The following is a 20,529-nucleotide window of genomic DNA, read 5'->3' on the forward strand; positions in this document are numbered from 1 at the left end:
ATGGCGCGCTCGACGTCGGCCCTGGTGAAGGCGGGCAGGTGCCTCTGGATCAGTTCCTGCGCGCCCTCGGCGAGCAGGCCGGTCGGGTTGCCCGCGCCGTCGGTGTGGACGACCCCGCCCTCGGGGACGGGGGTGGAGGCGTCGACGCCCGCCAGTTCCAGTGCCCGTGAGTTGACCCAGGTGAGGTGGCCGCTGAAGTCCTGGAGGTAGACGGGGTGGGCCGGGGCGGCCGCGTCGAGGTCGGCCCGGTCCGGCGTCCGGGCGCCGTCCGCGCACTCGGCGAGGTAGCCGGTGTCCCAGCCGTTGCCGCGGATCCACTCGCCCTCGGGGGTCCGGGACGCCGCCTCCCCGACCGCCGCCCGGATGTCGGCGATCGACCGGACGGCCGGGAACCCGAGGTCCAGGGCGAGCGGCGGGCGGGTGGACCCGAACGCGCAGCCGTGCAGGTGCGAGTCGTTGACACCGGGGAGCGCGGTCCGCCCGCGCAGGTCGACGACCTGCGTGCGCGGGCCCGCCAGCGCCCGGATCTCCTCGGTCCCGCCGACCGCGCTGATCGTCCCGCCGGTGATCGCCAAGGCCCGCGCCACGCTGAACCGCGCGTCGGCGGTGAGGACCTCGCCGTCCAGCAGGACCAGGTCCGGGGTCACCGTCATCTTCCACCCCTCCTTTGGGCCCAAACGTCATGATGAACGTACGGGGCCAAACGATGGGCGGTCAATACCGGCGCCGACGCGGGTCAGCCCTCGAAGGCCGCGTCCAGGACGTCCAGCCCCTCGGTCAGCAGCTCCTCGGAGATGACGAGCGGCGGCAGGAAGCGCATCACGTTCCCGTACGTCCCGGTGGTCAGCACGAGCAGGCCGTTCTCGTGACAGCGGCGGGCGATCCGCGCGGTCAGCTCGGGGTCGGGCTCCTTCGTCCCCTCCCGCACCAGCTCGATGGCGATCATCGCGCCGCGCCCGCGCACGTCCCCGATCGCCGGATGCCGCGTCGCGAGGGCGCGCAGCCGGGGCAGCATGATCTCGCCGATCCGGCGGGCGCGCTCGGTGAGCTTGCCCTCCTCGATCTCCTCCAGGACGGCGAGCGCCGCCTCGCAGGCGAGCGGGTTGCCGCCGTAGGTGCCGCCGAGCCCGCCGCCGTGCACCTTGTCCATGATGTCGGCGCGCCCGGTGACGGCCGCGAGGGGCAGCCCGCCCGCGATGCCCTTCGCCGTCGCGACCAGGTCGGGCACGATCGCCTCGTGCTCGCAGGCGAACAGGTCGCCGGTCCGCGCGAAGCCCGTCTGCACCTCGTCGGCGATGAACAGGATGCCGTTGGCGCGGCCGAACTCGGCGAGCGCCGGCAGGAACCCGGGCGCGGGCTCGATGAACCCGCCCTCGCCCTGGATCGGCTCGATCAGCAGCGCCGCGACGTTCGTCGGGCCGATCTGCTTGGTGATCTGCTCGATCACCAGCGCCGCCGCCTCCGGCCCGCAGTCGTCGGGGCCGGTGGGCCAGCGGTAGGGGTAGGCCAGCGGCATCCGGTACACCTCGGGCGCGTACGGGCCGAACCCCTGCTTGTAGGGCATGTTCTTCGCGGTCAGCGTCATCGTCAGCAGCGTCCGGCCGTGGTAGCCGTGGTCGAACGCCACGACCGCCTGCCGCCCCGTCGCGTACCGGGCGATCTTGACGGCGTTCTCCACCGCCTCGGCGCCGCTGTTGACCAGCAGGGAGCGCTTCTCGTGGTCGCCGGGCGTGATCCGGTTGAGGTTCTCGCACACCGCCACGTAGGACTCGTACGGCGCGACCATGAAGCAGGTGTGGGTGAACCGCTCGGCCTGCGCCTTCACCCGCGCCGCGACCCGCGGGTTGGCGTTGCCGACGTTCGTGACCGCGATGCCGGAGCCGAAGTCGATCAGCGAGTTGCCGTCGGCGTCGACGACCACGCCGCCGTCCGCGTCCGTCACGTACACCGGCAGGACGCTGCCGACGCCGGGCGGCACCGCCGCGAGGCGCCGCTCGTGCAGCGCGCGGGAGCGCGGGCCGGGGATCTCGGTCACGACGCGGCGTTCCTGCGGCAGGCGGGAGGCGCTCGCGGCGAGGGTGGTGTCCTGGCTGGTCATGGCCTGAACATAAGCCGGGCTCCGCCTACGATGAACCGTACGGGACGGCGAAATCCGTCCGGCGAGGTAGACACTTTGCACAGGGATTGACATGCCGCCCACGTTGGCCGCCGTGGCCGCCCTCCCCCAGCTCGGACTGCGATCGCTCACCGGACCGCTCCCCGCGACCCCGGTCGTGTGGGTCGCCGTCAGCGAGCTGGAGGACCCGACCCCGTTCCTGGAGGGCGGCGAGCTGGTGCTGACCACCGGCATGCGGCTCACCGCCGCGAACGCCGAAGGCTACGTGTCCCGGCTGGTCGCGCAGGGGGTCGCCGGTCTCGGGTTCGCGGTCGGCGTCATCCACGAGACCGTCCCCGCCGAGCTGCTCGCCGCGGCCCGCGACCAGGGGCTCGTACTGCTGGAGGTGCCGCGCCCGACCCCGTTCATCGCGATCGGCAAGGCGGTCTCCCGGGTCCTCGCCGCCGAGTGGTACGAGGACGTGACCCGCGCGTTCCAGGCCCAGCGCGAGCTGACCCGCGCCGCGCTCACCGGCCCCGGCGCGCTGGTCGCCCGCCTGGCCCGGCTGCTCGGCGGGTGGGCCCTGCTGCTGGACGCGTCCGGCGACGTCCGGCACGCCGAACCCGCCCGCGCCCGCGACCGCGCCGGGGACCTCGCGCCCGAACTGGCCCGGCTGCGGCGCCGCCCCGACGGGGGCGGACCCGCCGCGAGCGTCGCGCTGGCGATCCCCGACGACCACATCGTCGTGCAGCGCGTCGGGCTGGGCGGGCGCCCGCGCGGGTTCCTCGCGGTGGGCGCGGACGCGCCGCTCCCGCCCACCGCGCACACGATCGTGGGCGCCGCCGTGGCCCTGCTGACGCTCCAGTCGGAGACGCCCCGCACCGGGCGCGACCTCCGTGCGTCGCTGGCGGCGCTGCTGCTCGGCCGGCCCGGTGAGGGCCCGTCGCTCCCGCGCGGGCCCGTCCGGGTACTGGCCTGCGCGGGCGGCGCCGCCGTCCTGGACGCGCTGGAGTCCGACCCCGCCGGGGAGCAGTGCCCGGCGGTTCCGCTCGGCGGGCACATCGCCGTGATCGTGCCGGACGGGACGCTCGGGACGGTCGAGCGGCTCCTCGCGGGCAGCGGCCCGGTCGGCGTCAGCGACCCCGCCTCCGGCGACCTGCGGCCCGCCCTGCGGCAGGCCGAGGAGGCCCTCGCCGCGGCCGGGCGGTCGGGACGGGACGTCCTGCACTACTCCCGGCTCCCCGGGCAGGGCGTGCTCGGTCTCCTGGACCCCGGCCTCGCGCACGCCTTCGCCGGCGCGCTCCTCGCCCCCCTCCGCGCGGAGGGCCTCGTCGAGACCGTCCGGGCCTACGTGGCGGCCAACGGGCAGGGGGAGGCGGCGGCGCGGGCGCTCGGCGTCCACCGGCACACGCTGCGGTCGCGGATGCGCAAGGCCGCCGAGCTCCTCGGGCGCGACCCGGACGATCCGGCCGTCCGCGCCGAACTGTGGATCGCGCTCGCCATCGCGTCCAACGGCGAGGAGCGGATTGGACAGCACGGCGACTCCCAATCGGGCCCGCCGCGGATACCGTGAAACGCATGAACGTGACCCCATTCTGGCTGGCCGGCCGGCCCGAGACCGGTGACGGTGAGCTGACCGTTACGCATCCCTACGACGGCCGCGTGGTCGGGACGGCGGCCGTGCCGACGCCCGCGCAGGTGGAGGAGGCGGTCGCCGCGGCCGACGCCGTCCGCCGGGAGGCCGCGGCGCTGCCGCTGCACGTGCGGGCCGAGGCCCTCGCGCACGTGTCCGCGCGGCTCGCCGAGCGCGCCGAGGAGGTCGCCCGGCTGATCACCGGCGAGAACGGCAAGCCGCTGCTGTGGGCGCGCGGCGAGGTGGCCCGCGCGGTCTCCACGTTCCGGTTCGCCGCCGAGGAGGCCCGCCGCATCGCCGCCACCACGCAGCGGCTCGACACCGACCCGGCCGCCGAGGGCCGGATGGCCTACGTCACCCGGGTGCCCAAGGGCCCGGTGCTCGGCATCTCGCCGTTCAACTTCCCGCTGAACCTCGCCGCCCACAAGATCGCCCCGGCGATCGCGGCGGGCGCGCCGATCGTCCTCAAGCCCGCCCCCGCCACGCCGCTGTCGGCGCTGCTGCTCGGCGAGCTGCTGGCCGAGACCGACCTGCCCGCCGGGATGTTCTCGGTCCTGCCGGTGCCGAACGACCGGGCCTCCGCCCTGGTCGACGACCCGCGGCTGCCGATCGTGTCGTTCACCGGCTCCGTGCCGGTCGGCTGGGCGATCAACGACCGGGCGCCGCGCAAGCACGTCACCCTCGAACTCGGCGGCAACGGCGCGGCCGTCGTCCTGCCCGACGCCGACCTCGACTGGGCCGCCAAGCGGATCGGGCTGTTCGCCAACTACCAGGCGGGGCAGAGCTGCATCGCCGTCCAGCGCGTCTACGTCGACCGGTCCGTCCTCGACGAGTTCCTGCCGAAGCTGGTCGACACGGTCTCCTCCCTCGTCACCGGCGACCCGTGGGACGACAAGACCCAGGTCGGCCCGCTCGTCGACCAGGCGGCCGCCGAGCGCGTCGAGGCCTGGGTGGACGAGGCCGTCGCCGCGGGCGCGCGCGTCCTCACCGGCGGCACCCGCGAGGGCGCCGCGTACGCGCCGACCGTCCTCGCCGACGTCCCCGCCGACTCGAAGATCGCCCGCGAGGAGGTCTTCGGCCCGGTCATGTTCGTCCAGGCCGTGGACGGCGCCGACGAGGCGTTCGCCCTCGTCAACGACTCCAAGTTCGGCCTCCAGGCGGGCGTGTTCACCCGGAGCCTGGACGTGGCGTTCCGCGCCCACCGCGAGCTCGACGTGGGCGGCGTCGTGATCGGCGACGTCCCGTCCTACCGCGCCGACCAGATGCCCTACGGCGGCGTGAAGGACTCCGGCGTCGGCCGTGAGGGGCTGCGGTCGGCGATCGCCGACTACACCGAGGAGAAGGTCATGGTCCTCACGGGCCTGCCCCTCTAGCCCCGGCCGCGGGGCCCCGCGTACAGCCCGGTGCGCAGGGCCCCGGCCGCCTCGGACGCCGCCTCCCGGAAGCGCCCGCCCAGGGACCACATGTTCGCGAACCCGTGGATGAGGTCCTCCTGCCGCCGCAGCGCGACGGGCACGCCGGCCTTGCGCAGCCGCTCGGCGAACTCCTCCCCCTCGTCCCGCAGCGGGTCGAACCCGGCGGTGACGAGGTAGGTGGGCGGGAAGCCGGAGAGGTCCTCGGCGACCAGCGGCGAGGCGGCGGGCTCGGCGCGGCGCGCCTCGGGGCAGTAGTGGTCGCTGAACCATGTCATGTCGTCGTCGGTCAGGTAGAAGCCCTCGGCGAACAGGTCCCGCGACCGCCGCAGGACGGACATGTCGACCGCCGGGTAGTACAGCAGCGCGAAGTCCGGCCTCCGCCGCGCCGTCAGCCCCACGACCGCCGCGAGGTTGCCGCCGGCGCTGTCGCCGCCCACCGCGACGGCTCCCGGGTCGGCGCCGAGGTCGCCGGCGTGGGCCACCGCGTACTCGTAGGCGGCCAGCGCGTCGTCGGCCGCCGCCGGGTACGGGTGCTCGGGCGCGAGCCGGTAGTCCACCGACAGCACCCGCACCTCCGCGTGCACGGCGAGGTACCGGCACACCGTGTCGTGGGTGTCGAGGCTCCCGATGACCCAGCCGCCGCCGTGGTAGAAGACGAGCAGCGGCGTCCCCTCCGCGAGGCCCTTGGGCGTGTAGAGCCGCGCCGGCACGTCGCCCGCGTCCACCTTCCGCGTCCGGACCGGCCGCGCCGGCACCTTCGGCAGGTACGCCTGCCCCCGGGCGATCCCCCGCCGCGCGTCCTCGACCGTGCCCCCGGCCAGCCTCCGCTCGCCCTCCAGCCGCATCATCGCCAGCAGGAGCTGCGCGTCCAGCGCCAGCTCGTGCCCGTCCCGCCGCACCGGCGCCCCGGCGACGAGCCGCTTCACCGGCCCCGGCAGCGCGAACACGGCGCGGAGCACGGCCCCGGTCACCCCCGGCGGAACCTTCTCGGTCAACGACGCCACACCAGCCTCCAGCCCTCGGCTCCCGCACACCGTACTCCCCAGTAGCCCCCGCGGCCCATCCCCTGCGAAGGGACCGGGGGCACTCAGCGCGGACCGCCGGAAACCCCCGCCCGCAAAGGGCTCTGGCATTCGGACGGGAGTGGCTAGGATCGTCGCGGCCCTGTGGCGGTGCGTGACGGGAGCGGTGGATGCAGCGAATCTGGAAGATGCTGACGGCCTATGTCGACGTCGCCGTCGCGTTCGTCCTCGCCGTCGTCATCCTCGGCCTGGACATCGCGGGGATAGCCTCGACCAAGGTCGTGCAGAGCGCCACCATGGCGACGCTGGCCGTGGTCTCCATCGTGCTCCTGCGCGACCGCGCCCGCAGCGACACCCGCGGCATCGAGGTGCAGAAGTCGGTCGAGACCCTGCAGAAGCAGCTGGACGTGCGTGTCATCAGCGGGACCGAGTGCAACCGGGTCCTGACCGAGGCGCGCCGCACCACGGACCGTTGGGTCTTCCGGGGCGGTACGGGCGCCTTCATCCGCGCGGTCACGCTGCCCGAGTGCGTGGCGACCGCACGGCCGCTGCGGCGCAGGCTCGACTTCCGGCTGGAGATCCTCGACCCCATGGACCCGGACCTGTGCCGCGAGTACGTCCGGCTGCACCAGCGGCTGGCGACCGACTCCGACAGCCCCGAGCAGACATGGACGGTGGAGGAGACCCGCCGCGAGCTGTTCGCGACGATCCTCGCGGCGGCCTGGTACCAGCAGCGCTACGAGCTGCTCGACATCGACGTCCGGCTCTCGTCGGCGTACTCGCTGCTGCGCTACGAACTGTCGACGAGCTGCCTCATCTTCACCCAGCGGGGCCCCGAGTTCCCCGCCCTGGTGATCAACAGCGGGACGCCGACGTACCTGTCCTGGGAGACGGAGCTGCACGTCAGCTTCCAGCAGGCCAGGCGGCTGCCGCTGCACTCGCTGCGCGACGCGCAGCTGAGCAGTGTGCCGAGCGCCGAGGAGATCCGGCACGTCTTCCGGACGCTCGGGATCGAACTTCCCGCCGACTACTCCGACGACGCCCTCGACGCCCTCTGCACCCTCGCCCTCGCCTCGCCCGACCCCTACGCCTGATCGGTCAGGCGAGGGTGATGGCCACGGGCATCTGCTTGATGCCGTTGACGAAGTTGGAGCGGAGCCGGCGGATCTCGCCGGCCGGGCGGATGTCGGCGAGGCGGGGCAGGAGCTCCTCGAACATGATCCGCATTTCCAGGCGGGCCAGGGCGGCGCCCAGGCAGAAGTGCGGGCCGCCCTTGCCGAAGGTGATGTGGTCGTTCGGGGTGCGGGTGATGTCGAAGCGGTGCGGGTCGGTGAAGACGGCCTCGTCGCGGTTGGCGGACGCGAACCACAGCACGACCTTGTCGCCCTCGCGGATCGCCTTCCCGCCGAGTTCGGTGTCGCGGGTCGCGGTGCGGCGGAAGTGGTAGACGGGCGAGGCCCAGCGCAGGAACTCCTCCACCGCGGCCGGCATGAGCGCGGGGTCGGCGCGCAGCCGCTCGGCCTGGTCCGGGTGGTCGATCAGGGCGCGCATGCCGTGCGTGATGGCGTGCCGGGTCGTCTCGTTGCCCGCGACGACCAGCAGCAGGAAGTAGTTGTCGAAGTCGCGCGCGGTGAGCGGCCCGCCGTCCGCCGGGACCTGGTTGACCAGGCGGCTGACGAGGTCGGTGCCCTCGCCGCCCCGGCGCCGCGCCGCGAGGTCGCGGCCGTACTCGAAGACCTCCAGGGCCGCGGGGCTGCGGAACGGCAGGTCGCGGTACAGCTCGCTCTCGGAGCTGTGCAGCAGGACGTCGGCGTGGTCGGGGTCGGTGTTGGCGATGATCCGGTTGCCCCAGTCGATGAGCCTGCGGGTGTCGCCGTCCGGGACGTCCAGCATGCGGGCCAGCACGTTGATCGGGAAGTCGGCGGCGATCTCCGCGACGAAGTCGAAGGCGCTCCCGGCGAGGGCGGTGTCGAGGGTCGCGGCGGTGAGGCCGCGCAGGAAGGTCGCGTAGCCGGCGACGGCGCGGGGGGTGAACTCGCGCTGCAGGAGGCGGCGCAGGGCGAGGTGCCGGGGGCCGTCGGTCTCCAGCATCGACCGGCGGAGCGCGGCCTGCCGGTCGTCGACCTCCTCCAGGTTGACGAACCGCTCGGAGGTGAACGTGGCGGGGTCCCGGCCGGCGGCGACGATGTCGGCGTGCCGGGTCAGGGACCAGAAGCCCTGGCCGCCGTCGGTCTCGGGGTTCCAGTGGACGGGCTCGCCCCGGCGCAGCGCCTCGAACATCCGCCAGGGCGTCTCGCCGTCCATGAAGTTGTCGAGGTCGGCGAGGTCCACGGCGAGGGTGTCGTGCGGCACGGGAGCTCCTTCAGAGGTGGTAGGCGTACTCGCGGAACTCCCAGTCGGTGACGTGCCGCCGGAAGCGCGCGGCCTCGTCCCGCTTGTAGGTCAGGAACGCGGTCGTGAACTGCTGGCCGAGCACCTCGGTGAGCGCCTCGTCGGCGGCGAGCGCGTCGAGCGCCGCGGGCAGGTCGGCGGGCAGGACGGGCGCCTTCGCGGCGTCGTAGCCGTATCCCTCCACCGGCGGCGGCGCGGACGCCTTGTCGCGGATCCCCAGGTAGACGGCGGCGACGAGGCCGGCGACGCCCAGGTAGGGGTTGGCGGAGGCGTCCCCGAGGCGCACCTCCAGCCGGGACGCGGCGCCGCGCTCGGGCGGGATCCGGACCATGGCGCTGCGGTTGTCCAGGCCCCAGTCGACGAGCCAGGGGGCGAGGCTGTCCGGGCCGAACCGCTTGTAGGAGTTGATCGTGGGGTTCAGCAGCGCGGTCAGGGCGGGGGCGTGCGCCAGCACCCCGGCGATCGCGTGGTGGGCGGTCTCGGACAGCCCGTCCGGCTCCCCGCCCTCGAAGACGTTGCGCCCGTCGGCCTCCAGGCACGACAGGTGGACGTGGAAGCCGGAGCCGCCCTCGTCGTTGAACGGTTTGGCCATGAAGGTGGCGAGCCGTCCGTCCAGCCGGGCGATCTCCTGGACGGCCGCCTTGAACCGGAACGCGCGGTCGGCGGCGTCGAGCGCGCCGGAGTGCGCGAGGTTGATCTCGAACTGCCCGCCGCCGAACTCGTGGTTGCCCATCGTGACGCCGAGGCCGAGGTCGCGCAGGTGCCGGAGCGTGCGCAGCAGGTGCCCGTCCGGGTCGCCCTTGCGGCCGGCGGTGTAGACGTTGCCGGGCGCGTCCCCGTACCGGCGCCAGCCGGTGGGCGAGGACGGGTCGGGCTCGCAGAGGTAGTACTCCAGCTCGGGCCCGGCGACGGCCTCCAGCCCGAGTTCCCGCAGCCTGCCGATCGTCCGGCGCAGCACCTCCCGGGGTCCTTCGGGGCACGGCTCGCGGCTTCCGGGCTCGCACGCCTCGCCGAGGCAGGACGCGACGCCGTCCTCCCAGGAGACGGTCGCCAGCGTCGACAGGTCGGGCCGCACGCAGATGTCGGGGAGCCCGGCGTCCAGCCCGCCCGGGACCTCGACGGTGCCGCCGCGCGGGGTCGTGTGGTAGATCGCCCGGCAGAACGACAGGCCGTGCTCGACGGCCTGGGGCAGCCGCTCGACGAGCACGTCCCGCGCGCGCTCGACACCGATCAGGTCGGTGTAGGACACCCGGACCACGTCGATCCCGTCGGCGGTCAGCCGCTGCACCACGTCCTCGACCGGTCGGCTCACGCGCGCTCCCCTCGGGTCATTTGGGACCAAACCATATGGCGGCGGGCGGTCCCTGGCAAGGGTCGCGACGAGAAACCACCTGATCACCGGGCGCGGGTGGCGGAACGGGGCATGGCGGGCTTATCGTATGGGCCCAAACGAGATGGAGGTACGTGGTGGCGACCGTGCGAGGCTTCCTGCACCCCAAGACCGCGACGGGGCGCTCGTCGCTGATTCCGAGCCCGCCGTGGCACTACTCGGGCGACCTGCTCACGGTCGAGTACCGCACCGATCCGGCCCGCGTGGCCGAACTGCTGCCCGTGCCGCTGTCCCCCGCCCCGGACGACCCGGGCGCGGTCGCGCTCATCTGGGCCGACTGGCAGTCCTGCTCGGAGTCCGGCGAGGAACTGCTGGACCCCGTGCGGGCGCAGTACAAGGAGTGCTTCGCCGTCGTCCGCTGCTCGTTCGAGGGGCGCACCTACTCGCGCTGCGTCCACATCTGGGTCGACAAGGACTTCGCCCTCGCGCGCGGCCTGCACCAGGGCTACCCGAAGAAGCTCGGCTCGATCCACCAGACCCGCCCGCACCCCTACGGCCGGGCCGCGCCCCGCATCGCCGCGGGCGGCCGCTTCGGCGCCACCCTGGCCGCCGCCGACCGCCGCCTGGCCGAAGCGGTCGTCACGCTGCACGAACCGTCCGAGACGAACGGCTTCGTCAACGGGCACCCGATGGCCCACCACCGCTTCCTGCCGTCCATCGAGCCGGGCGGCGCCCCGGCCCTGGACGAGCTGATCGAGTCGGGCGCCTCCTCCTTCGAGGCCGGCCCGGCCTGGAAGGGCGAGGCCGACCTGCGCCTGTTCGACTCCCCCACCGAGGAGCTGTCGCGCCTGGCGGTCGAGGAGCCCATCGCCGCCTACTACCGCCAGGTGGGCGTCGTGTGGGACGGGGGACGCCGCCTCGCCTGACCGGTCAGGACGCGCGCGTCCGGCGGCGCCAGTAGGCGAGCGTGACGGCGGCGAGCAGCGGCCCCCACGCCACCAGCGGCGCGTAGGCGACGGCGCCGAGCACGCCCTGCCAGTCGTGGAAGTGGATGGGGAAGCCTTCGGGCAGCGGCCGCCCCTGGACGGTCTCCTGGAACACCAGGCAGTTCACGACGGAGGCCGTCCACATCGGGGTCAGGATCGCGGCGCCCACGAGGCCCGGGACCACGGCGACCGTGATCGGAACGCGCCGTCCCCGCAGGCCCGGCAGCCAGCGCGGGAACACCTCGCCCCACCCGGCGATCATGCCGAGGGCGGTGAACGCCACCGCCTCCGACAGGATCGACAGCAGCACCACGTACGCCTCCAGCGGCACCCAGCCGGGCAGGTCACCTCCCGCCGCGTCCGTTTCCAGGGCGTTGCCGCTGAGGATCGGCAGGTGCAGGGCGAAGGCGGCGATCCGCCACAGCCCGGACGGCAGGACGGTCAACGGGACGGCCATGGCCGCGATCCGCGCCCACCGGGGGACGCCCGCGACCGGGGCGTGCGCGGAGTCCCAGCCCGCGCGCAGCCGCGCGAACGGAACCGAAGGCGTGCTCGCAAGGGTCATGGCCCCACCCTCGCGCCCGCGCCGCCCGCGTTGATCACCCGCGAGCGCCACCGCCCTCCCCCGCACGGGGGAATCCCGGAGCCGGACCACGGGGATCGTACGGAGCCGAACGACCTTCGACGAGAGTAGATTCGTCTTCGGCCCGCCAGAGGCGCGCAAGCGATCCGTCGGCGCCGGGCCCTACGGGAGGACGCACGTGACCGGGCATCACACCCTGCAAGAGACCGAGCAGGCCATCCAGCGGCGGCTCGGGGACGTGCCGCTGCGGCACGACGCGATGATGGCGGTGTCCAACATCTACCGCGCCGCCGCCGCGATCCGGCAGCACTTCGAGAGCTCGGTCCTGCGCGGCGCCGACCTGACCTGGACGTCGTTCGTCGTCCTGTGGGTGGTGTGGATCTGGGACGAGATGGAAACGCGGCACGTCGCCGAGGAGGCCGGCATCTCCAAGGGCACGCTCACCGGGGTGGTGAAGACGCTGGAGGGGCGCGGCCTGATCGAGCGCGGCTCGCACGCGACGGACGGGCGGCTGGTCCTGCTACGGCTGACCGACAAGGGGCGGGAGCTGATGCGGCAGATGTTCCCGGCGTTCAACGCCGAGGAGGCGTTCGTGGTGGAGGGGCTGAGCGGCGAGGACAACCGGGCGCTCGCCCGGACGCTGCGGTCGGTGGTCGAGCACCTGGAGGCCGAGGGCGAGGAACGGCGGGCCGCGCTGCGGGAGCAGTCGCCGCCGCCGCCCCGGCGCTCGGGCCGCCGCTCGCGCGGCTGACCCTCGCCCGTCGATCGTTTGGGCCCATACGATAACGGGATGACGCCACGCTTCGTGCTCGTGCTGAGCGAGAACTGGACCCTCACCACCGGCCGCGACCTGCCCGTGCTCGTCCGCTGGGCGCGGGAGGCCGAGGACGCCGGGTTCGACGCCGTCATGGTCAGCGAACACGTCGTGCTCGGCCCGGACGCCGGCGCGGACGGCGTGATGGGCGTCCCGTTCACCAGGCGCGGCGCGATCCTCGACGAGCAGTTGGAGATCTGGGACCTGCTGTGGCGCGGCTCTCCCGTCTCCCCAGGGGACGCACTTCGCGTTCGAGGACGTCTACTTCGAGCCCCGCGCCCACCGTCCGGACGGCCCGCGCATGTGGTTCGGCGGACAGCACCTCCACGACCGGCTGCTGGACCGCCTGGTCAGGTACGGGCACGGGTTCCATCCGCTGGGCCGTCCCACCCCCGGCGAGGTGGAGCGCCTGGCGACCGCCATGAACGCGGCCGGGCGGGACGCCACCGGACTGGAGATGATCGGCGGCTGCCGCCCGGTGTTCCCCGACGACCACTCGGTCTCCCCGCTGGAGCCCGCCCTGGAGAGCATCCCGGCGCAGATGGAGCAGGGATTCACGACGTTCTGCATCAAGCCGTCGCAGTTCACCGACGACCCGGACGGTGTCGGCGCCTTCTGCCGCAAGGTCGTCGAACACGCCGCCACCCTGACCTCCTGAGTCGGCTAGGGGCGGGGCACAGCCCCGCCCCGGGACTCAGCGGCGCGGTGGGCGGATGCATCGGAACTGCCAGTCGCCGCCGAACGCGGTGGAGATGACCTCTTCGGACTCGGTGGGCTGCGCGCCGCAGTCGTCCCGCACGGGGACGGGCCCAGCGACGATGTGGTTGCGGAGCCGTCCGAGCCCCTCGGCCTCGACCTCGACGACGTCGCCGGGCTGGACGGGACGCGAGTTCGCCGGCGTGCCGGACAGCAGCACGTCCCCCGGAAAGAGCGTGATGGTGCGGGCGATGTCGGCGACGAGGTAGTGCATGTCCCACTCCATCTCGCCGGTGCTGCCGTCCTGCACCAGTTCACCGTTGACGTACGTGCGCAGGTACTTCCCGTGGAAGTCCCAGTCGGTGACCAGGCCCGGCCCCAGGGGGCACAGGGTGTCGGAGCCCTTCACGCGCAGCATCGAGCCCGCGTCGGTGTCGCGGAAGTCGTGCAGGCCGTAGTCGTTGGCGACCGTGTATCCGGCGATGTACCCGCCGGCCTCCTTCGCGGAGATGTTGCGGGCCGTCCGGCCGATGACGATCGCGATCTCGCCCTCGTAGTTGAGGTACCTGCACCGCTCCGGGCGGACGACGGCGCCGCCGTGGGCGTTCAGCGCCGAGACCGGCTTGTGGAAGTAGGTCGGCGCGGGCGGCAGCCTCGTCTGGAACTCCTCCACGCGGCTGCGGTGGTTGAGGTGCACCGCGACCACCTTCGACGGTTCGCACGGCGGCAGGTGGACGGCGTCCGCCGCGCGCACCCGGCGGCCGTCCGCGGCGCGCAGGTCGTCGCCGTCCCGGACGACCTGGGTCGCGGCGCCGTCCAGCAGGATTCTCCGGTACTCGGTCATCAGGCGGTCCATCCGTTCGCGGGCCGGTCGAACCAGAGGTGCACCTGGCCCGTTCCGACGGAGTTCTCGTACTCGCTGTAGAGGCGGCCGGGGGCGGTGCAGGCGTGCTCGCCCAGGGCGCCGATCATCATGAGGTAGTGGCCGAAGCGCGCCTCGGGCCTGAAGGCCAGGAACTCCGGCATGGCGTTCAGGACGCGTGCGTGGTCGCCGTCCCTGAGCCAGGCGATGCGCTGCTCGTCGGCGGCCCGCGCCTGCGGCGTGAAGATGTGCTCGGGGCCGGACGCCTCGTGGTCGCGGATCACCCGCAGCGGCCAGAAGGTGTGCGACAGCGCGCCGGAGGCGATCAGCAGGACGCGGCGGTCGGTCGCGGCGACGGCGTCGGCGAGGGCGCGGCCGAGGCGCAGGAAGTCCTCGGTGTCGGCGGTCTGGCACACGCCGATCGACATCCACCGCCGGCCCGGTTCGCCCAGGTACGGGTCGTCGCGGACGCCGAGGTGCGTCCACAGGTTGACGGTGGCGTAGTAGATCGGCAGGTAGGGGTCGTCGATCGGGGTGATGTAGGTCCCGTGCCTGTCGGCGTAGCGCGCGACCGCCCGGGCCAGTTCGGGGTCGCCGGGGAAGTCGTAGGGCATCCGGCACATGCCGCGCGGCAGCTCCTCGGACGTGTAGAGCCCGGCGCGGCGGTCCTGCGCGGTGGTGACGAACTCGACGGTGGTGGCCCAGTGCGAGTCGAGCACCACGACGGTGTCGTAGTCGTCCCGCTCGAAGACGTCCGCGCGGAGCCTGCGCAGGCCGGAGACGAGGGTGGTGTCCTCGCCGCCGTTCAGCTCGCGGCGCGTGACCTCGGGCAGGACGATCGTGGGGACGTGCGCGAGGAGCCCCGCGCCGACTACCTCGCCCATGGCGCCGTCACCGTGTTCTTCAGGTCGCAGTAGAAGTCGAAGCTCCAGTCGCCGCCCTCGCGCCCGACCCCGGACTGCCGGGACCCGCCGAACGGCGCCCGCAGGTCGCGGACGAAGAAGCAGTTGACCCACACCGTCCCGGCCACGAGCCGCCCGGTGACGCGCCGCGCGCGCTCCGGGTCGCCCGTGGCGAGCGTGGCGGCGAGCCCGAACCGGGTGCCGTTCGCCATGGCGACGGCCTGCTCCTCGGTGTCGAACGTCTGGAGGGTGAGGACGGGCCCGAAGACCTCCTCGGTGAGGATCTCCGCGCCGCCGGGGGCTCCGGTGAACAGCGTGGGCCGGTAGTAGAGGCCGCCCAGTTCGCCGTTCGGGCCGCCGCCGATGAGGGCGCGCGCCCCGGCCTCCTCGGCGCGCCGGACGAAGCCGTCCACCCGTTCGAGGTGGCGGCGGTGGATCAGCGGGCCGACGTCGGTGGACTCGTCGCGGGGGTCGCCCTGCCGGAGCCCGGACGCCTTCTCCACGAACCGCGCGGTGAACTCGTCCGCGACGGACGACTCGACGAGCAGCCGGGTCCCGGCGAGGCACACCTGGCCGGCGTTGTCGTACTGCTCGACCGCGAGGTCCACGGCCAGGTCGAGGTCGGCGTCGGCGAAGACGAGCAGCGGGGACTTGCCGCCCAGTTCCAGCGACAGGGGCGTCAGGTTCGGCGCGGCCGCGGCGGCGATGGCGCGGGCCGTCGGCACCGAGCCGGTGAAGCTGATGCGCCGCACGTCGGGGTGCGCGGTGAGCGGCCCGCCGACCTCCGCGCCGTATCCCTGGACGACGTTGAACACCCCGTCCGGCAGCCCGGCCTCCGCGGCGATGCCGGCCAGCAGGCACGCGGTGAGCGGCGTCCACTCGGCGGGCTTCAGCACGACGGTGTTCCCGGCCGCGAGGGCGGGCGCGATCTTCCAGGTGGCGAGCATCAGCGGCGCGTTCCACGGGGTGATGAGCGCGCAGACGCCCGCCGGGTCCCAGCCGACGTGGTTGGCGTGCCCGCGGGTGTCGAAGTCGTCGTGGCCGAGGCCGAGCAGCCGGTCGGCGAAGAACCGGAAGTTGTGCGCGACGCGGGGCATGACCCCGCGCCGGTGGGAGCGGATCAGGGCGCCGTTGTCGGCGGTCTCGACCTGGGCGAGCTCCTCGGTCCGCTTCTCCACGCCGTCGGCGATGGCGTGCAGCAGCCGCGCTCGCTCGTCCCTGTCCGTCCGGGCCCAGGCGGGGAAGGCCCGCCGAGCGGCGGCGACCGCCGCGTCCACCTCGGCCGGACCGCCCCGCGCGATCTCGGCGATCGGCCGCTCATCGATCGGGGAGACGTCGGTGAACACCGCGCCGGAGGCGGCGCGCTCACCGCCGATCCAGTGCCCGGGCTCGACGGCGACGCCCGCGACTGTTGCCATCGCTGCGCACCTCCAGTTTGTTTGGTCCCAAATAATCTAGGAAGCGGGGATGGCGGCGGTCAAGCCGTCACGGCTATTGTTCGGGATCAAACGAATTGAGGGAGGGTCCGTGGCCGACGTCCCCTACGAGGAATGGCGCGCCCGTGCCGCCGGGCTCGTCCCGCACACCGGCCACCACGTCGACGGGGAGTTCACCGGCTCCGGCTCGGTCCCCGTGGTGGCGCCCCGCGACGGCGCGACGATCGCGCACGTCGCGTCCGGCGGCGCGGCCGAGGTGGACGCCGCGGTCGCCGCCGCGCGCCGCGCCTTCGACACCGGCCCCTGGCCGCGCCTCGCGCCCGCCGAGCGCAAGGCGGCCCTGCTGCGCTGGGCCGACCTGGTCGAACGCGACCGCGCGACGCTCGCCCTGCTCGTCAGCCTGGAGATGGGCAAGCCGATCTCCGAGGCGTACGGGATCGAGCTGCGCGCCGTCGCCGGCTGCCTGCGCTGGTACGCCGAGATCGCCGACAAGCAACGGGACGAGGCGCCCCGCACCGCCTCCTCCTCCCTCGCCCTGGTGACCCGCGAGCCCGCAGGCGTCGTCGCGGCCGTCGTCCCGTGGAACTTCCCCCTGACGATGGCCGCCTGGAAGATCGCCCCGGCCCTGGCCGCGGGCTGCACGGTCGTGCTGAAGCCCGCCGAGGAGTCGCCGCTGTCGGCGCTGCACCTGGCCGCGCTCGCCGCCGAGGCGGGGCTGCCGCCCGGGGCGTTCAACGTCGTCAACGGCCCCGGCGAGACCGCGGGCCGCGCCCTCGGCGAGCACCCATCCGTCGACGTCCTGGCGTTCACCGGCTCCACCGAGGTCGGGCGGCACTTCCTGCGCTACGCCGCCGGGTCCAACCTCAAGCGCGTCTGGCTCGAACTCGGCGGCAAGTCGCCCAACATCATCCTGCCGGACGCCCCGGACCTGGACGCCGCCGCCGACACCGCCGCGTGGGGGATCTTCTTCAACGCCGGCGAGATGTGCACCGCCCCGTCCCGGCTCCTCGTCCACCGCTCGGTCGCCTCCCGCGTCCTGGACCGGGTCGTCGCCCGCGCCGGGTCGCTGCGGGTGGGCGACCCGCTCGACCCGGCCACCGAGATGGGCCCGCTGGTCTCCGCCGCGCACCACGCCCGCGTCGTGTCGCACGTGGAGGCGGCCCGCGCGGACGGCGCCCGCGTGCGCGCCGGCGGGCGCGCCGACGGCCGGTTCCTGGCCCCCACGGTGTTCGACCGGGTCGACCCGGGGATGCGGATCGCCCGCGAGGAGATCTTCGGGCCCGTCCTGGCCGTCCTGGAGTTCGACGACGTCGGCGAGGCGGTCCGCCTGGCCAACGCCACCGACTACGGCCTGGCCGCCGCCGTCTGGACCTCCGACCTCTCCACCGCCCACCGCGTATCCCGCGCGCTGCGCGCCGGGACGGTCTGGGTCAACTGCTACGAGGAGGGCGACATGAGCGTCCCGTTCGGCGGCGTCAAGCTGTCGGGCCACGGCCGCGACAAGTCCCTGCACGCGCTGGACAAGTACACCGACCTTAAGACCACCTGGATCGAGCTGTGAGGCCCCTGATCGCGCTCCCCGCCCGGTTCTCCGCGAACGCCTCGGCCCTGCGGTACCGGGCCGAGGTCGCGTCCCGGGCTCTGGTCGAGGCGGTGTACCGGGCGGGCGGCGAGCCGTTCCTCATGCACCCGGCCGCGCCGTTCGACCCGTCCCGCCTGGAGCGCTGCGACGGCGTCCTGCTGCCCGGGGGCGGCGACCTCCACCCCCGGCACTACGGGGCGGCGTCCGCCCACGAGGCCCTCTACGACGTGGACGACGAGCAGGACGCCTTCGACCTCGCCCTGGCCGCCCACGCCCTGGAGGCGGGCCTGCCGACTCTCGCCGTCTGCCGCGGGCTCCAGGTGGTGAACGCGGTGCTGGGCGGCACCCTCCACCAGCACATGGAGCCCGGCCACCGGCACCGCGTCCACCCCGTGGCGGTCGGGCCCGGCACCCTGCTCGCCAAGACCCTGGACGCCGAGGAGACCGCCGCGTCCTGCTACCACCACCAGTCGATCGCGGCCCTCGCCCCGGCCCTGACCCCCACCGCCCGCGCCGCCGACGGCACGATCGAGGCCGCCGAACTCGCGGACCCGCGGGCATGGTTCCTGGGCGTCCAGTGGCACCCCGAGGACACCGCCGCCACCGACCGCGCCCAGCAGTCCCTCTTCACGGCCCTGGTCCAGGCGTCCGCCCGGCGGTGACCGCCGCGCCCTCAGGGTTTGCGGGCCAGCAGGCAGCCGGCGGGGACGGGGCGCTCGTTGTCCGCGGGACGGCGCAGGAGCCGCGCCACCTCCACCAGCCCGGCCTGGACGGCCAGCTCGGCCATGTCGTCGACGGGCCTGCGGTAGGCCAGGGCGACCTTGTGGTCGAACGACTCCGCCTCGTCCTCGTCGGTCGACTGGAACCCGAGCAGGACCAGGCCGCCGGGGGCCAGCACCCGGTGGAACTCGGCGAAGGCGCGCGGGAGCTCTGCCGGCCCCAGGTGGATGGTCGAGTACCACGACAGGACGCCCGCCAGGCCGCCGTCCGGGAGGTCGAGCGCCGTGATGTCGCCCTCGTCGAAGCGCAGGTGCGGATGGTCGGCGCGGGCCCGGGCGATCATGGCGGGCGACAGGTCGAGCCCGAACGCGTCCAGGCCGAGGCCGTGCAGCAGCGCCGTCCCGCGGCCGGGGCCGCAGCCGAGGTCGGCGACCGGCCCGGCCGGGACCATCGCCGCGAACGCGGTGATCATCGCCCGGTCCAGATGGAGCTCGTCGAGCGCGTCGCGGAAGAGGTCGGCGTACAGGTCGGCGACGGCGTCGTAGGCGCCGGACACGGTCTCGGTCATGATCCCCGACGGTAGCGCGCCCGGCGGGCGGCCGGGCCGGTGGGCGCGAGACCCGACAGCCCCCGCTCCACCGCCGCGGCGGCGCGCCGGCAGAACGCCTCCGGCTCGTCGGCGGCGTCCGGGCGCTCGTCGACGAGCGCGTCCGCCAGCCCGCCGCGCAGCAGGTCCGCCGACCGGACGCCCTGCTCCTCGGCCATCTCCCCGGCCCGCGCCGCGGTCCGGTGGACGATCAGCGAGGCGCCCTCGGGCGGCAGCGGCGAGAGCCAGGCGTGCCGGGCCACCAGGACGCGGTCGGCGGGCAGCAGCGCCAGCGCGGCCCCGCCCGTGCCCTCGCCCAGCAGCAGGCAGAGCGTCGGCGCCGGGAGGGTGATCAGGTCGGCGAGGCAGCGGGCGATCTCGCCCGCGAGGCCGCCCTCCTCCGCGTCGGCCGAAAGGACGGCGCCGGGCGTGTCGACCACGGTGACGAGCGGCAGGCCCAGCTCGGCGGCGAGCCGCATCCCGCGACGCGCGACGCGCAGCCCGGCCGGGCCGAGCGGGTGGCCGCCGCGCTGGCCGCGCCGGTCCTGGCCCACCAGGACGCACGGCGCCGCCCCGAAACGGGCCAGGGCGAGCAGCAGGCCGGGCTCCGCCTCCCCCTGGCCGGTGCCCGACAGCGGCGTCACGTCCGCGGCGCCGTACCGCAGCAGTTCACGCACGCCCGGACGGTCGGGGCGGCGCGACCGCTCGATCGAGTCCCACGCCGTCCCCTCCGGCGGAACGCTCCCGGGCAGGGGCGAGGGAGCCGACGGCGGCCGCCCGCACAGCACGTCCAGTGCGGCGGACGCGACAGCGGCGAGGTCGTCGATGGGCACCACGGCGTCCAGCAGGCCCTTGGCCGCCAGGTTCTCGGCGACCTGCACCCCCGGCGGGAACGCCTCCCCGTACAGGCCCTCGTAGACGCGCGGCCCGAGGAACCCGATCAGCGCGCCGGGCTCGGCGGCCGTCACGTGCCCGAGCGACCCCCACGACGCGAACACCCCACCGGTCGTCGGATGCCGCAGGTAGACCAGGTAGGGCAGCCCGGCGGCCCGGTGCGCCATGACGGCGGCGGTGATGCGGGCCATCTGCACGAACGCGGCGGTCCCCTCCTGCATGCGGGTGCCGCCGGAGGAGGGCGCGGAGAGCAGCGGCAGGCCCTCGGCGGTGGCGCGCTCGACGGCCGCGACGATCCGGTCGGCCGTGGCGAGCCCGATCGAGCCGGCGAGGAACCGGAACTCCGACACGACGAACGCGACGCGGCGCCCGCGCAGCCGGCCCTCCCCCGTCAGGACGGCCTCGTCGCAGCCGCTGCGCTCGCGGGCGGCGGCGAGATCCCGGGCGTACGCGGAGGAAGGGGGCGGCGCCTCGGCGGGCGGGGCGTCCCAGGACGTCCAGGCGCCCTCGTCCAGCACCCGGCGCAGCAGCTCGCGCGCCCCGACACGTTCCGTCACGAAGCCCCTCCCGCCGGTCTCCCCT

General features: G+C 74.5%; 18 protein-coding genes and 1 pseudogene. 8 read left to right on the forward strand and 11 right to left on the reverse strand.

The genetic code is table 11. From position 1 onward, the window contains the following. Positions 1–26: 26 nt before the first annotated feature. Both AB0C84_RS08450 and gabT read right to left on the reverse strand, forming a co-directional pair. Positions 27–653 (reverse strand): annotated as a pseudogene (locus tag AB0C84_RS08450) (amidohydrolase family protein); the annotation flags it as partial. Between the two features lie 83 nt (positions 654–736). Then, positions 737–2,098, reverse strand: a complete 1,362-nt coding sequence (gabT, locus tag AB0C84_RS08455) for a 4-aminobutyrate--2-oxoglutarate transaminase (RefSeq protein ID WP_361062809.1) — start codon at positions 2,096–2,098, stop codon at positions 737–739. A 91-nt stretch (positions 2,099–2,189) separates the two neighbouring features. On the opposite strand from gabT, the gene AB0C84_RS08460 reads away from it, so the two are divergent. Continuing rightward, positions 2,190–3,668: a PucR family transcriptional regulator gene (locus AB0C84_RS08460; RefSeq protein WP_361062812.1), complete on the forward strand. Its 1,479-nt coding sequence runs from the start codon at positions 2,190–2,192 to the stop codon at positions 3,666–3,668. Positions 3,669–3,673: 5 nt separating this feature from the next. Continuing rightward, a complete protein-coding gene (locus tag AB0C84_RS08465; RefSeq protein WP_179846952.1) occupies positions 3,674–5,101 on the forward strand; it encodes an aldehyde dehydrogenase family protein in 1,428 nt (475 codons plus the stop codon). Here the strand turns inward: AB0C84_RS08465 and AB0C84_RS08470 are convergent. Next, entirely contained in the window at positions 5,098–6,147 is a 1,050-nt protein-coding gene (locus AB0C84_RS08470) for an alpha/beta hydrolase (protein WP_361062816.1), read from the reverse strand. The genes AB0C84_RS08465 and AB0C84_RS08470 overlap by 4 nt on opposite strands. Before the next feature lie 188 nt (positions 6,148–6,335). Between AB0C84_RS08470 and AB0C84_RS08475 the strand changes: the two genes are divergently transcribed. Beyond that, positions 6,336–7,259, forward strand: coding sequence for a hypothetical protein (locus AB0C84_RS08475; protein ID WP_361062818.1), 924 nt, complete (start codon positions 6,336–6,338; stop codon positions 7,257–7,259). Positions 7,260–7,263: 4 nt separating this feature from the next. On the opposite strand, the gene AB0C84_RS08480 is transcribed toward AB0C84_RS08475, so the two are convergent. Both AB0C84_RS08480 and AB0C84_RS08485 read right to left on the reverse strand, forming a co-directional pair. Beyond that, positions 7,264–8,517, reverse strand: a complete 1,254-nt coding sequence (locus AB0C84_RS08480) for a cytochrome P450 (RefSeq protein ID WP_361062821.1) — start codon at positions 8,515–8,517, stop codon at positions 7,264–7,266. Positions 8,518–8,527: 10 nt separating this feature from the next. Then, complete coding sequence (locus AB0C84_RS08485; protein WP_361062824.1) at positions 8,528–9,868, reverse strand: glutamine synthetase family protein; 1,341 nt, start codon at positions 9,866–9,868, stop codon at positions 8,528–8,530. A gap of 155 nt (positions 9,869–10,023) precedes the next feature. Here AB0C84_RS08485 and AB0C84_RS08490 point away from each other — a divergent pair, with 155 nt between their 5' ends. Continuing rightward, positions 10,024–10,812, forward strand: a complete 789-nt coding sequence (locus AB0C84_RS08490) for an acetoacetate decarboxylase family protein (protein WP_361062826.1) — start codon at positions 10,024–10,026, stop codon at positions 10,810–10,812. 4 nt (positions 10,813–10,816) lie between these two features. On the opposite strand, the gene AB0C84_RS08495 is transcribed toward AB0C84_RS08490, so the two are convergent. Beyond that, entirely contained in the window at positions 10,817–11,437 is a 621-nt protein-coding gene (locus AB0C84_RS08495) for a hypothetical protein (protein ID WP_258944435.1), read from the reverse strand. A 196-nt stretch (positions 11,438–11,633) separates the two neighbouring features. Here AB0C84_RS08495 and AB0C84_RS08500 point away from each other — a divergent pair, with 196 nt between their 5' ends. Beyond that, positions 11,634–12,206, forward strand: coding sequence for a MarR family transcriptional regulator (locus AB0C84_RS08500; protein ID WP_361062830.1), 573 nt, complete (start codon positions 11,634–11,636; stop codon positions 12,204–12,206). A 364-nt stretch (positions 12,207–12,570) separates the two neighbouring features. Continuing rightward, positions 12,571–12,927, forward strand: coding sequence for a hypothetical protein (locus tag AB0C84_RS08505; protein WP_361062833.1), 357 nt, complete (start codon positions 12,571–12,573; stop codon positions 12,925–12,927). A 36-nt stretch (positions 12,928–12,963) separates the two neighbouring features. Here the strand turns inward: AB0C84_RS08505 and AB0C84_RS08510 are convergent, their stop codons facing one another. Genes AB0C84_RS08510 through AB0C84_RS08520 form a run of 3 tightly spaced genes read right to left on the reverse strand, consistent with a single transcriptional unit; the run spans position 12,964 to position 16,147 of the window. Continuing rightward, a complete protein-coding gene (locus AB0C84_RS08510; RefSeq protein WP_361062836.1) occupies positions 12,964–13,809 on the reverse strand; it encodes a fumarylacetoacetate hydrolase family protein in 846 nt (281 codons plus the stop codon). Then, the gene (locus tag AB0C84_RS08515) at positions 13,809–14,711 is read right to left on the reverse strand and encodes a catechol 1,2-dioxygenase (protein ID WP_361062839.1); all 903 of its coding nucleotides are present in this window, start codon (positions 14,709–14,711) and stop codon (positions 13,809–13,811) included. Before AB0C84_RS08515 ends, AB0C84_RS08510 begins: the two co-directional genes overlap by 1 nt. Continuing rightward, positions 14,699–16,147, reverse strand: a complete 1,449-nt coding sequence (locus AB0C84_RS08520; protein WP_361062842.1) for an aldehyde dehydrogenase — start codon at positions 16,145–16,147, stop codon at positions 14,699–14,701. The genes AB0C84_RS08515 and AB0C84_RS08520 overlap by 13 nt, the downstream gene beginning before the upstream one ends. 109 nt (positions 16,148–16,256) lie before the next feature. On the opposite strand from AB0C84_RS08520, the gene AB0C84_RS08525 reads away from it, so the two are divergent. Both AB0C84_RS08525 and AB0C84_RS08530 read left to right on the forward strand, forming a co-directional pair. Further along, positions 16,257–17,726: an aldehyde dehydrogenase family protein gene (locus tag AB0C84_RS08525; RefSeq protein WP_361062845.1), complete on the forward strand. Its 1,470-nt coding sequence runs from the start codon at positions 16,257–16,259 to the stop codon at positions 17,724–17,726. Continuing rightward, the gene (locus AB0C84_RS08530) at positions 17,723–18,409 is read left to right on the forward strand and encodes a gamma-glutamyl-gamma-aminobutyrate hydrolase family protein (RefSeq protein ID WP_361062848.1); all 687 of its coding nucleotides are present in this window, start codon (positions 17,723–17,725) and stop codon (positions 18,407–18,409) included. Before AB0C84_RS08525 ends, AB0C84_RS08530 begins: the two co-directional genes overlap by 4 nt. An 11-nt stretch (positions 18,410–18,420) precedes the next feature. On the opposite strand, the gene AB0C84_RS08535 is transcribed toward AB0C84_RS08530, so the two are convergent. Next, on the reverse strand, positions 18,421–19,035 hold the full coding sequence (locus AB0C84_RS08535) for a methyltransferase domain-containing protein (protein WP_361062851.1): 615 nt from the start codon (positions 19,033–19,035) through the stop codon (positions 18,421–18,423). Beyond that, positions 19,032–20,504, reverse strand: coding sequence for a carboxyl transferase domain-containing protein (locus AB0C84_RS08540; protein ID WP_361062854.1), 1,473 nt, complete (start codon positions 20,502–20,504; stop codon positions 19,032–19,034). The genes AB0C84_RS08535 and AB0C84_RS08540 overlap by 4 nt, the downstream gene beginning before the upstream one ends. Positions 20,505–20,529 lie beyond the last annotated feature (25 nt).

Source organism: Actinomadura sp. NPDC048955 (assembly GCF_040649435.1).
GTDB classification, from domain to species: Bacteria; Actinomycetota; Actinomycetes; order Streptosporangiales; family Streptosporangiaceae; genus Spirillospora; species Spirillospora luteofluorescens.